The sequence below is a fragment of the Pseudomonas sp. 1152_12 genome, from assembly GCF_052850675.1.
Window position 1 is genome coordinate 1 of sequence record NZ_VXCW01000032.1, and the last position, 12,354, is coordinate 12,354.

General features: G+C 59.1%; 11 protein-coding genes. 10 read left to right on the plus strand and 1 reads right to left on the minus strand.

Annotated elements, in window-relative coordinates; genetic code table 11:
• Positions 1 to 207 precede the first annotated feature (207 nt).
• The 7 genes from FW764_RS27860 (at position 208) to FW764_RS27890 (ending at position 8,242) form a co-directional block, all read left to right on the plus strand.
• Positions 208 to 1,467, plus strand: a complete 1,260-nt coding sequence (locus tag FW764_RS27860; RefSeq protein WP_446436697.1) for a D-mannose isomerase — start codon at positions 208 to 210, stop codon at positions 1,465 to 1,467.
• Between the two features lie 104 nt (positions 1,468 to 1,571).
• Entirely contained in the window at positions 1,572 to 2,858 is a 1,287-nt protein-coding gene (locus FW764_RS27865) for an ABC transporter substrate-binding protein (RefSeq protein ID WP_446436698.1), read from the plus strand.
• Between the two features lie 92 nt (positions 2,859 to 2,950).
• Positions 2,951 to 3,859: a carbohydrate ABC transporter permease gene (locus tag FW764_RS27870; RefSeq protein ID WP_446436699.1), complete on the plus strand. Its 909-nt coding sequence runs from the start codon at positions 2,951 to 2,953 to the stop codon at positions 3,857 to 3,859.
• Entirely contained in the window at positions 3,852 to 4,697 is an 846-nt protein-coding gene (locus FW764_RS27875; RefSeq protein WP_446436700.1) for a carbohydrate ABC transporter permease, read from the plus strand. Before FW764_RS27870 ends, FW764_RS27875 begins: the two co-directional genes overlap by 8 nt.
• 2 nt (positions 4,698 to 4,699) lie before the next feature.
• Positions 4,700 to 5,860 (plus strand): ABC transporter ATP-binding protein, encoded by a 1,161-nt coding sequence (locus FW764_RS27880; protein ID WP_446436701.1) that lies wholly within the window; start codon positions 4,700 to 4,702, stop codon positions 5,858 to 5,860.
• An 86-nt stretch (positions 5,861 to 5,946) separates the two neighbouring features.
• Positions 5,947 to 7,293, plus strand: coding sequence for a carbohydrate porin (locus tag FW764_RS27885; protein WP_446436702.1), 1,347 nt, complete (start codon positions 5,947 to 5,949; stop codon positions 7,291 to 7,293).
• Between the two features lie 103 nt (positions 7,294 to 7,396).
• A complete protein-coding gene (locus FW764_RS27890; RefSeq protein WP_446436703.1) occupies positions 7,397 to 8,242 on the plus strand; it encodes a D-hexose-6-phosphate mutarotase in 846 nt (281 codons plus the stop codon).
• Between the two features lie 46 nt (positions 8,243 to 8,288).
• On the opposite strand, the gene FW764_RS27895 is transcribed toward FW764_RS27890, so the two are convergent.
• Positions 8,289 to 9,149, minus strand: coding sequence for a MurR/RpiR family transcriptional regulator (locus FW764_RS27895; protein ID WP_169875662.1), 861 nt, complete (start codon positions 9,147 to 9,149; stop codon positions 8,289 to 8,291).
• A gap of 219 nt (positions 9,150 to 9,368) precedes the next feature.
• On the opposite strand from FW764_RS27895, the gene zwf reads away from it, so the two are divergent.
• The 3 genes from zwf to FW764_RS27910 are packed head-to-tail and all read left to right on the plus strand — an operon-like array spanning position 9,369 to position 12,218.
• Positions 9,369 to 10,835, plus strand: coding sequence for a glucose-6-phosphate dehydrogenase (gene zwf / locus FW764_RS27900; protein WP_446436704.1), 1,467 nt, complete (start codon positions 9,369 to 9,371; stop codon positions 10,833 to 10,835).
• On the plus strand, positions 10,822 to 11,535 hold the full coding sequence (gene pgl / locus FW764_RS27905; protein WP_446436705.1) for a 6-phosphogluconolactonase: 714 nt from the start codon (positions 10,822 to 10,824) through the stop codon (positions 11,533 to 11,535). The genes zwf and pgl overlap by 14 nt, the downstream gene beginning before the upstream one ends.
• Positions 11,536 to 11,552: 17 nt before the next feature.
• On the plus strand, positions 11,553 to 12,218 hold the full coding sequence (locus FW764_RS27910; protein ID WP_446436706.1) for a bifunctional 4-hydroxy-2-oxoglutarate aldolase/2-dehydro-3-deoxy-phosphogluconate aldolase: 666 nt from the start codon (positions 11,553 to 11,555) through the stop codon (positions 12,216 to 12,218).
• The last annotated feature ends 136 nt before the right edge of the window (positions 12,219 to 12,354 follow it).

Here is a 12,354-nt window from a genome sequence, read left to right on the forward strand (position 1 = left end):
CAGCGGTCTGTCAGCTCATGCTTTTGTAACTGACCCACCGCTATCGCAGGCAAGCCAGCGCCCACAATTAGATTGGGGTCAGAGTTAGACAGGACCCTCTTTTGAATTGTAACCGGCTGGTGACATTTTCTTTCCCCTTCGTTACATGCACTCATCTCACCCTTGTTTAGACTCCGGTCATCCCATAAAAAATAATAAGGGCTATCTATGACCACGCAACCACTGCCTGCCAGCAGTTGGCTGAACGCTCCTGCCCATCACACCTGGCTTGCCAACGAGGGCCAGCGCCTGCTCGCATTCGCCAAGGCCTCGCGCCTGCCGGATGGCTTCGGCAACCTCGATGACAACGGCCAACTGCCGGCCAATGTGCACGCCGAAACCATGAACACCGCCCGCATGACCCACAGCTTCGCCATGGCCCACGCCATGGGGTTGCCCGGTTATGCCGACCTGGTGGCGCACGGCGTTGCGGCGCTCAGCGGCCCATTACGCGATAGCGAGCACGGTGGTTGGTTCGCCGCGCCTCACGCCGTCGATGGCAACCGTGGCAAGGCCGCTTACCTGCATGCTTTCGTCGCCCTGGCTGCCAGCTCTGCCGTGGTGGCGGGCGCGCCCGGCGCGCAGAACCTATTAAATGACGCCGTGCACATCATCGACCAGTTCTTCTGGAGCGAGGAGGAGGGCGTCATGCTCGAATCCTTTGCCCAAGACTTTAGCGGTGTAGAGGCTTATCGCGGCGCCAACAGCAACATGCACGCCACCGAAGCCTTCCTGGCGTTGGCTGATGTGACCGGTGACACGCGCTGGCTCGACCGCGCATTGCGCATCGTCGAACGTGTTATCCACACCCACGCCGCTGGCAACCAGTTCATGGTCATCGAGCATTTTGACGCCCACTGGAAACCGCTGCTCGGTTACAACGAAGATAACCCTGCCGACGGCTTCCGCCCGTATGGCATCACCCCCGGCCACGGTTTTGAATGGGCGCGGCTGGTGCTGCACCTCGAAGCCGCGCGCCTGCAAGCCGGGCTGGTCACGCCGGACTGGTTGGTGAGCGATGCTAAAGGCCTGTTCGCCAGCGCCTGTGAATATGCCTGGGCCGTGGACGGTGCTCCCGGCATTGTCTACACCCTGGACTGGAACCACCGTCCGGTAGTGCGCGAGCGCCTGCACTGGACCCATGCCGAGGCCAGCGCCGCTGCCCAAGCGTTGCTCAAACGCACGGGGGAGCTGCATTACGAAACCTGGTATCGACGGTTCTGGGAGTTTTGCGAAAGCCACTTTATCGACCGCATCCACGGCAGCTGGCACCACGAACTCAGCCCGCATAACCAACCCAGCAGCAGGATCTGGGGGGGTAAACCGGACCTCTATCACGCCTGGCAAGCGGTGGTGCTGCCTGCGCTACCCTTGTCACCCAGCATGACCAGTGCGCTGGGACAGGGCTGCTATGTCACCAAGTGGTGACATTTGTACGTCCCTTTGTTACCTGCGCCTGGAAAATCCCTGTTTAAACTCCGTGCAGCGCAAGCTCTAGACTTGCATGCATAACAACAAGAAAAGGTACTCAGATGAACGCGATTAATCGCCTCGCCGTTGCTATTTCCATTGCCTCGTTGTTTCCCCTCAGTGCATTTGCCGCCGACTCGAAAGGGACGGTTGAAGTTGTGCATTGGTGGACTTCCGGCGGTGAAAAAGCGGCTGTAGATGTCCTGAAGGCCCAAGTTGAAAAAGACGGCTTCACCTGGAAAGACGGTGCCGTCGCCGGTGGCGGTGGTGCCACCGCCATGACCGTGCTGAAAAGCCGCGCAGTCGCCGGTAACCCACCGGGCGTTGCCCAGATCAAAGGCCCCGACATCCAGGAATGGGCGTCCACGGGCTTGCTCGACACTGACGTCCTGAAACAAGTGGCCAAGGACGAGAAGTGGGATTCTCTGCTCGACAAGAAAGTCTCCGACACCGTGAAGTACGAAGGTGACTACGTCGCCGTACCGGTCAACATCCACCGCGTGAACTGGCTGTGGATCAACCCGGAAGTCTTCAAGAAAGCCGGCATCACCAAAAACCCGACCACCCTCGAAGAATTCTACGCAGCCGGCGACAAGCTCAAGGCTGCGGGCTTTATTGCGCTTGCCCACGGTGGCCAGCCTTGGCAGGACAGCACCGTATTTGAAGCCGTCGTTCTGTCGGTGATGGGGGCTGATGGCTACAAGAAAGCCCTGGTCGATTTGGATAATGACGCGCTAACCGGCCCGCAAATGGTCAAGGCCCTGACCGAGCTGAAGAAAGTCGCGACCTATATGGACGTCGACGGCAAAGGCCAGGACTGGAACCTCGAAGCAGGCAAGGTCATCAACGGCAAGGCCGGTATGCAGATCATGGGGGACTGGGCCAAGTCCGAGTGGACTGCCGCCAAGAAAATCGCCGGCAAAGACTACCAGTGCGTAGCCTTCCCGGGCACCGACAAAGCCTTCACCTACAACATCGACTCCCTGGCGGTGTTCAAGCAGAAAGACAAAGGCACAGCTGCCGGTCAGCAGGACATCGCCAAAGTCGTGCTGGGTGAAAACTTCCAGAAAGTCTTCAGCATCAACAAGGGCTCGATCCCTGTTCGTACCGACATGCTCAATGAAATGGACAAGCTCGGTTTCGACTCCTGCGCCCAGACTGCCGCCAAGGACTTCTTGGCCGACGCCAAGACCGGTGGCCTGCAGCCAAGCATGGCTCACAACATGGCCACCACCCTGGCGGTGCAAGGCGCGTTCTTTGATGTCGTGACCAACTACATCAACGACCCGAAAGCTGACCCTGCCGACACCGCCAAGAAACTTGGCGCGGCGATTAAGTCAGCCAAGTAACGGTTAGCACTGCTGGTCCTTGTGAGGGGAAACCCCCTGACCCCTCACAAGGCGTGCTCCTGTAGTCCTTTTTCCCTGTACTGGATTTTCCCATGAGTTCTGTTGCTGTGTTCAGCAAGGCCTCGCCGTTCGATGCACTGCAGCGCTGGCTCCCTAAACTGGTGCTGGCGCCCAGCATGTTCATCGTGCTGGTGGGCTTTTATGGCTACATCCTGTGGACGTTCGTGCTGTCGTTCACCACCTCCACGTTCCTGCCAAGCTACAAATGGGCGGGTCTTGCGCAATACGCGCGGTTGTTCGACAACGACCGCTGGTGGGTAGCGAGCAAGAACCTGGCTATTTTTGGCGGGATGTTTATCGGTATCACCTTGGTGATTGGCGTGACCCTGGCGATCTTCCTCGACCAGAAAATCCGCCGCGAAGGCTTTATCCGCACCATTTACCTGTACCCGATGGCGCTCTCGATGATCGTCACCGGTACGGCCTGGAAATGGCTGCTCAACCCGGGCATGGGCCTGGACAAACTCCTGCGTGACTGGGGTTGGGAAGGCTTGCGCCTGGACTGGCTGATCGACCCGGATCGCGTTGTGTATTGCCTGGTGATTGCTGCCGTGTGGCAAGCCTCCGGCTTCATCATGGCGATGTTCCTCGCCGGCCTGCGTGGCGTTGATCAGTCGATCATCCGTGCCGCCCAGATCGACGGCGCGAGCCTGCCGCGCATCTATTGGAGCGTGGTGCTGCCAAGCCTGCGTCCGGTGTTCTTCAGTGCGGTGATGATCTTGGCGCACATCGCTATCAAGAGCTTCGACCTGGTCGCGGCAATGACCGCCGGTGGCCCGGGCTACTCGTCCGACTTACCCGCGATGTTCATGTACACGTTCACCTTCAGTCGTGGCCAGATGGGCATGGGCTCGGCCAGTGCAATCCTGATGCTCGGCGCGATCCTCGCGATCATCGTGCCTTACCTGTACTCCGAGCTGAGGACCAAGCGTAATGACTAGTCTCGCTGCCAAACCTGCCATTAGCCTGAGCCGCGTCGCGATCTACGCGGTGCTGATCCTCGCGGTGCTGCTGTACCTGGTGCCGCTGGTGGTGATGCTGCTGACCAGCTTCAAAACCCCGGAAGACATCAGCACCGGCAACCTGCTGAGCTGGCCGACCGTGGTCACCGGCATCGGCTGGGTCAAGGCCTGGGCCACTGTAGACGGCTACTTCTGGAACTCAATCAAGATCACCGTTCCGGCCGTACTGATCTCCACCGCCATCGGTGCGTTGAACGGCTACGTGCTGTCGTTCTGGCGCTTCAAAGGCTCGCAGTTGTTCTTTGGCCTGCTGTTGTTCGGCTGCTTCCTGCCGTTCCAGACCGTGCTGCTGCCAGCCTCGTTCACGCTTGGCAAGATGGGCCTGGCCAGCACCACCACGGGCCTGGTGTTTGTGCACGTGGTCTACGGGTTGGCGTTTACTACGCTGTTCTTCCGTAACTACTACGTGAGCATTCCAGATGCACTGATCAAAGCGGCACGCCTGGACGGTGCGGGTTTCTTCACCATCTTCCGCTTGATCATTCTGCCGATGTCGACGCCGATCATCATGGTCTGCCTGATCTGGCAGTTCACCCAGATTTGGAACGACTTCCTGTTCGGTGTGGTGTTCTCCAGCGGCGACTCGCAGCCCATCACGGTGGCGCTGAATAACCTGGTCAACACCAGCACCGGCGCCAAGGAATATAACGTGGATATGGCGGCGGCGATGATCGCCGGGCTGCCGACCCTGCTGGTCTATGTGATCGCAGGCAAGTATTTCGTGCGCGGCCTCACGGCCGGCGCGGTCAAGGGGTAATCATGGCTACGCTTGAACTTCGCAATGTAAACAAGACCTATGGCGCCGGCCTGCCCGACACCTTGAAGAACATCGAACTGTCGATTAAGGAAGGCGAGTTCCTGATCCTGGTCGGCCCTTCGGGTTGCGGTAAATCGACACTGATGAACTGCATCGCCGGCCTTGAGACCATCACTGGCGGCGCGATCATGATCGGTGATCAGGACGTGAGCGGTATGAGCCCCAAGGATCGTGACATCGCCATGGTGTTCCAGTCCTATGCGCTATACCCGACCATGAGCGTGCGCGAGAACATCGAATTTGGTTTGAAGATTCGCAAGATGAGCCAAGCCGATATCGACACTGAAGTGGCGCGCGTGGCCAAGCTGCTGCAGATCGAGCACCTGCTTAATCGCAAGCCGGGCCAGTTGTCCGGTGGTCAGCAACAGCGTGTGGCCATGGGCCGAGCACTGGCGCGTCGGCCGAAGATCTACCTGTTCGACGAACCGCTCTCCAACCTCGACGCCAAGCTGCGCGTCGAAATGCGCACCGAAATGAAACTGATGCACCAGCGCCTCAAGACCACCACCGTCTACGTCACCCACGATCAGATCGAAGCGATGACCCTGGGCGACAAAGTGGCGGTGATGAAGGATGGCATCATCCAACAATTCGGCACGCCGAAAGAAATCTATAACGACCCAGCCAACCTGTTTGTGGCAAGCTTTATCGGTTCACCTCCAATGAACTTCGTTCCTTTGCGCCTGCAGCGCAAGGAGGGTCGTCTGGTGGCGCTGCTCGACAGCGGCCAAGCGCGCTGCGAGTTACCGTTGAGCATGAATGACGCAGGCCTTGAAGACCGTGACGTGATTCTGGGGCTGCGTCCGGAGCAAATCCTGCTGGCGATGGACGAGGGCAATGGTGCTTCGAGCATTCGTGCCGAAGTCCAGGTCACCGAGCCGACGGGCCCGGACACACTGGTATTCGTGCAGCTCAACGACACCAAAGTCTGCTGCCGCCTGGCACCCGACGTGGCACCCCAGGTGGGCGAGACCCTGACGCTGCAGTTCGACCCGGCCAAGGTCTTGCTGTTTGACGCCAAAACCGGCGAGCGTCTGGGCACTGCTGCTTCATTGCCGACACAGGCGCATGCCGACAACGTGGCTCAGTTCAAGGGCCGTTAAAATCAGATAAGTTGTTGTTTTAGATAAAAAAAGTAAACCGCGTTAGATAAAAACAGTTTAATAACAATAAAGACGAGGATGTAGGGATGAAAAAGCAACACGACAACGCTCGGCTGATCTGCCAACTGTCAGCAGCCGCCGCCCTGGTATTGTCCGCCAATGCGATGGCGGCCGACGCATTCAGTGCCGACTCCAAATGGATGACCGGTGATTGGGGCGGCGAGCGCACCAAGCTTATCGAGCAAGGTATCGACATCAAGGCTGACTACGTAGGGGAAATGGGCGCCAACCTGCACGGCGGCTATAACGACGACAAGACCGGCCGTTACTCCGACCAGTTCGGGTTGGGCGTAGCGCTGGATCTGCAAAAGCTGTGGGGCTGGGATAACACCCAGGCCAAGATCCAGTTGACCAACCGTAATGGCCAAAACATCTCCAACGACCGTATTGGCGACCCGCGTGCCGGCACGTTGAGTTCGTCGATGGAAGTCTACGGTCGTGGTCACATGGTGCGTCTGACCCAGTTCTGGATTCAGCACCAAATGTTCGACAACAAGCTGGACGTGAAGCTCGGCTACTTTGGTGAAGGCGAAGACTTCAACACCTTCCCGTGCGACTTCCAGAACCTGTCGTTCTGTGGCTCCCAGGTTGGTAACTATGTAAACACCTGGTACAACTGGCCGGTCGCCCAGGCGGCTATCCGCGTGAAGTACAACATCACGCCAGAGCTGTATGCCCAGATCGGTGCGTACAACCAGAACCCATCGCAGTTGGAGCACGGTAACGGCTTCAAACTCAGCGGCAGCGGCACCAAAGGGACCGTGATCCCGGTGGAATTGGTCTGGTCGCCGAAGGTTAACAACCTGCCTGGCGAATACCGTGTGGGTTACTACAAGAGCGCCGCTGACGCTGCTGACGTACGTGAAGACATCAACGGCAACGATGCTGCGACCACTCGCGCCGCGTACCGTACCCACAGCAGCAAAACAGGCTACTGGTTCGTTGCCCAACAGCAACTCACCACGCATAACGGCGACGCTACGCGCGGCCTGAACATCGCAGCCAACGCGACCTTCCACGATAAGGACACCAACCTCGTCGACAATTACCAGTCGATTATGCTGGTGTACAAGGGCCCATTCGACGCACGTCCAAAAGATGACGTCGGCATTGGCGCCGCACGTCTACACGTGAACAGTGACGTGAGGAAAAACGCCGAGTTGCTCAACGAGGAAGGCGGCTTCACCGATTACAGCCAAGCCGGTTACTCGCCACTGCGTAGCACCGAGTACAACTACGAAATCAACTACGGTTTCCACGTCACCAACTGGCTGACCGTGCGCCCCAACCTGCAATACGTAGCCCACCCGGGTGGCGTGGATAAAGTCGATAACGCGCTGGTAGCGGGCCTGAAAATTCAGTCTACGTTCTAACGCTGTTGCGATAAGCTCCTTCTCTCTGTGCGCATTTTGCGGATAGCCATGGCTATCCGCTTTTTTTTGGGCTGCACTGTGACGTTATTCAGGACCGTGGCACATGCATGAGCATCCGCTGCAACGCTTTTTCAAATCCCTGCGCGAGCAACCGGTGTTCGCCTGGGAGCGCTTTCAGATGCGCGATGTGTTGGTGATCGACCATCCGCTATGCCAGGCGGTGTTCAGTCGCCAGGGCGCGCAACTGCTGCACTTTCAACCCAGAGGTCAGAAACCCTGGCTGTGGTGTGCGGCTAAATGGCCGCAAGTCGGCGCAATCCGTGGTGGCGTGCCGGTTTGCTGGCCGTGGTATGGCCGCCACCCAAGCGAAAACGCGTGGCCGTCCCATGGCTGGGCACGGCTGATCGACTGGAAACTGCTCGACAGCGGCACCGACGACGATGGTGTGCGCCTGCACTGGCAACTGCAGCTGTGCGACTGGCAGGTGGACCTGCACGCGCACCTGGGTGAAACCCTTGAACTGCGCCTGAGCACCGAGCATCAGGATGAGCTGCCGTGCCAGTTGAGTCATGCGTTGCACGCGTATTGGCGTATTGGTCATGTTGACGAGGTAGCGCTGTCTGGTCTCGACGGTGCGCAAGGTTATGATCAGCTCAATCGCCAGGCTTGCCAGCAGGAGGGCGAGCTACGGGTGGATGGCGGGTGTCAGCGGGTGTTCCAGCACGAAGGTGAGTTGCACCTCAAGGACCACGCTTGGCAACGCGAGCTGTGCATCGACACCGGCGACAGCGCCGACACCGTGGTGTGGCACCCAGGCAGCCGGCCGTTGTTAGGCGTGAGCTTTAACGAGGCGTCGGGGTTTGTGTGTGTGGAGTCGGCGATGGCCGGGGCGAGCCTGGCGCCGGGGGAGAGGGCGCATCTGAGTCTTCAGGCTCGCGCCGGGGTTTAGCGCTGTGCCTGAGGGCCCGCTCGCCACAAAGAGTAGGCGTATGGCCTTAGTTGAACTCATCCCCCACCGGATACCGGCTGTCATTCAAGCTCTCTTTGATCTTGCGCAAATGCGGCTGGAAATCCACCCCGCGACGCAAGGTCATGCCGGTGGCCAGCACATCCAGCACGGTCAACTGGATGATCCGCGAAGTCATCGGCATGTAGATATCAGTGTCTTCGGGCAGCGGAATGTTCAGGCTCACCGTGCTGGCCTTGGCCAATGGCGAGTTCTCGGCGGTTACGCCCAGCACCGAGGCGCCGTTTTCCCGCGCGATACGCGCCACTTCCACCAGCTCGCGGGTGCGTCCTGTGTAGGAAATAATCACGAACAGCTCGCCGGTATGCGCCACCGACGCGATCATTCGTTGCATCAATACGTCGGCGTGGGCGGTGACTGACAGGTTGAAACGGAAAAACTTGTGCAGCGCATCCATGGCTACCGGCGCCGATGCGCCCAAGCCGAAGAAGTGGATCTGCCGTGCCTGGATCAGCAGGTCCACGGCTTTGCTGATCAGGGCCGGGTCCAAGGCCTGGCAGGCGCTATCCAGTGACGCAATGGCGCTGCCGAAGATCTTCTGCGTGTAGGCCTCAGGGTTGTCATCGGCTTCCACGGCACGGCTGACATACGCCGCACCACTGGCCAAACTTTGCGCCAACTGCAATTTAAGTTCAGGGTAACCACTGACACCGAACGAACGGCAGAAGCGGTTGACCGTCGGTTCGCTGACCGAGGCGGCTTGGGCGAGGGCTGCGATAGAAAAGCGGGTCGCCTGCTGCGGGTTGAGCAGGATGACCTCGGCGACTTTTTTCTCGGCCTTGTTCAATTCTTCGAGGCGGTTCCGGATTTGTTCCAGAAGATTTCGCACGCGGTCCATTCAGTCTTTCCTTCGGGCGACGATGCAACTATAGGGCGGTAACCAATCGACGAGTGGCCCTTTGCGGTGGCCTATCCTACTGAGGGTAGCTGAACACCACCACTCGGAATGCATATTTTGGGAAAATGTTGTGGTTATTACTACATTTTTCCTTGAGTGATGCCTTGAAAAAAGGTATTTGTAGCTTAACTTGATAAAAGAACAAACATCATGCCTTTGATAACCGTGGAACCCTGCACCTTTGCCCTGTTTGGCGCCTTGGGTGATCTGGCGCTGCGCAAGTTATTTCCTGCCCTCTATCAACTCGATGGCGCAGGCCTACTGCACGACGACACGCGCATCCTGGCCCTGGCCCGTGAAGCCGGCTCCGAGCAGCAGCACCTGGCACATATCGAAAAAGAACTGCGTAAGTACGTCGGCAAGGAACTGGACGAAGCGATCGCCCAGCGTTTCCTGGCTCGCTTGACGTACCTGCATGTTGACTTCCTGAAGGCTGACGACTACGTCGCCCTGGCAGAGAACGCTGGCACCGAACAACGCCTGATTGCCTACTTCGCCACCCCGGCGGCGGTGTACGGTGCGATCTGCGAGAACCTGTCCAAGGTCGGCCTGACGGAAAACACCCGCGTCGTGTTGGAGAAACCGATTGGTTCGGACCTGGAGTCCTCGCGTAAGGTCAACGACGCCGTGGCGCAGTTTTTCCCAGAAAACCGCACCTACCGCATCGACCACTATCTGGGCAAAGAAACCGTCCAGAACCTGATTGCGCTGCGTTTCGCCAACAGCCTGTTCGAAACCCAGTGGAACCAGAATTACATCTCCCACGTGGAAATTACCGTGGCCGAGCAGGTCGGTATCGAGGGTCGCTGGGGTTACTTCGACAAGGCCGGCCAGTTGCGCGACATGATCCAGAACCACCTGCTGCAGCTGCTTTGCCTGATCGCCATGGACCCGCCGGCCGACTTGTCCGCCGACAGTATCCGTGACGAGAAGGTCAAGGTGCTCAAGGCCCTGGCGCCGATCAGCCCGGACGGCCTGACCACTCAGGTAGTGCGCGGCCAGTACATCGCCGGCTACAGCGCCGGTAAGCCGGTGCCGGGTTACCTGGAAGAAGAGAACTCCAATACCCAGAGCGACACCGAAACCTTCGTCGCCCTACGAGCCGATATCCGTAACTGGCGGTGGGCCGGGGTGCCGTTCTACTTGCGTACCGGTAAGCGCATGCCGCAAAAGCTGTCGCAGATCGTCATCCACTTCAAGGAACCGTCCCACTACATCTTCGCCCCCGAGCAGCGCTTGCAGATCAGCAACAAACTGATCATCCGTCTGCAGCCGGACGAAGGTATTTCCTTACGTGTGATGACCAAGGAGCAGGGCCTGGACAAGGGTATGCAACTGCGCAGCGGGCCGCTGCAACTGAATTTTTCCGACACCTATCGCAGTGCGCGCATTCCGGATGCGTACGAGCGGTTGTTGCTGGAAGTGATGCGCGGCAATCAGAACCTGTTTGTTCGCAAAGATGAAATCGAAGCCGCGTGGAAGTGGTGTGACCAGTTGATCGCCGGGTGGAAAAAATCCGGTGATGCGCCCAAGCCGTACGCGGCCGGGTCCTGGGGGCCGATGAGCTCGATTGCACTGATCACGCGGGATGGGAGGTCGTGGTATGGCGATATCTGAATTGAAACTGCCTCAAGGCGTGACGGCCCATGAGTACCGCACGCCCGTGTTGCTGGCGGACGGCCTGGCCAATGACGTGGCCGAGCAACTGCGCGCGGCCATCAGTGCCCGTGGCGAGGCTACCCTGGTAGTGTCCGGTGGTCGCAGCCCTGTGGCGTTTTTCCAGAACCTCGCCAAGCAGGGCCTGGACTGGTCCAAGGTCACCATCACCCTGGCCGACGAGCGCTGGGTGCCGGTGGAGCACGCCGACAGCAATGCCGGCCTGCTGAAGAAGTATTTGCTGCAAGGTCCGGCCGCCAAAGCCAAGTTCCTCAGCCTATACAACGTTGCTGCGAATCTTGAAGACGCCGCCGAACTGGCCGATCGCCAGTTGGCAGAGTTGCCAGCCATTGATGTGCTGGTACTGGGCATGGGCGATGACGGCCACACCGCATCGCTGTTTCCCAACAGCCCGAACCTCACCGAAGCCCTGCAGGCCGACGGCACCCGCCGTTGCTGGCCGATGCTGGCGCCGACCGTGCCGCACCAGCGCCTGACTATGAGTCGCGCATTGCTGGCCACGGCCCACTACACCGTGCTGTCGATTTCCGGCAGCTCGAAATTGACCACCTTGAGCGCCGCGCTGGCCAGTGACGACGTTGCTGCCATGCCGATTCGCGCGTTTTTGCAACCTACTTTAGAGATTTACTGGTGCCCATGAGCCAAGGATCAGCCGCTATGAAAAGCCCTCAACCGACCGTGTCCATGGCGGATAAAGTTGCCTTGATCGACAGCCTCTGCGCCAAGGCGCGGATCCTGCCAGTGATCACCATCGCCCGCGAACAGGACATCCTGCCGCTGGCCGATGCCCTGGCAGCCGGCGGTTTGACCGCATTGGAAGTGACCCTGCGTTCCGAGTTCGGCCTCAAGGCCATTCAGGTGCTGCGCGAGCAACGGCCTGAACTGTGCACCGGTGCCGGCACTGTGCTCGACCGTCATATGCTCGAAGCGGCCGAAGTGGCCGGCTCGCAATTTATCGTTACCCCTGGCATTACCCGCGACCTGCTGGAAGCCTCAGTGCACAGCCCGATCCCGCTGCTGCCGGGCATCAGCAATGCCTCCGGCATCATGGAAGGCTATGGCCTGGGTTATCGCCGCTTCAAGCTGTTCCCGGCAGAAGTCAGTGGCGGTGTCGCGGCCATCAAGGCCCTGGGTGGCCCGTTCGGCGAAGTGAAATTCTGCCCAACCGGCGGCGTTGGCCCGGCCAACCTTAAGAGCTACATGGCGTTGAAAAACGTGATGTGCGTGGGCGGTAGCTGGATGCTCGACCCGCAATGGGTCAAGAACGGCGACTGGGCCCGCATCCAGGAAGTCACCGCACAAGCGCTGGCGCTGCTGGATTGAGCTGATTTATCGAATCGTTGTTGCTGTGCTTAACGGCATTTTTGCGGCGCACTTGGTCGGTGTGCCGCTTTTTTTTGCCTGTAGAAAAACTTGAATTCAACGCCGATCAGTTGTGGGAGCTGGCTTGCCTGCGATA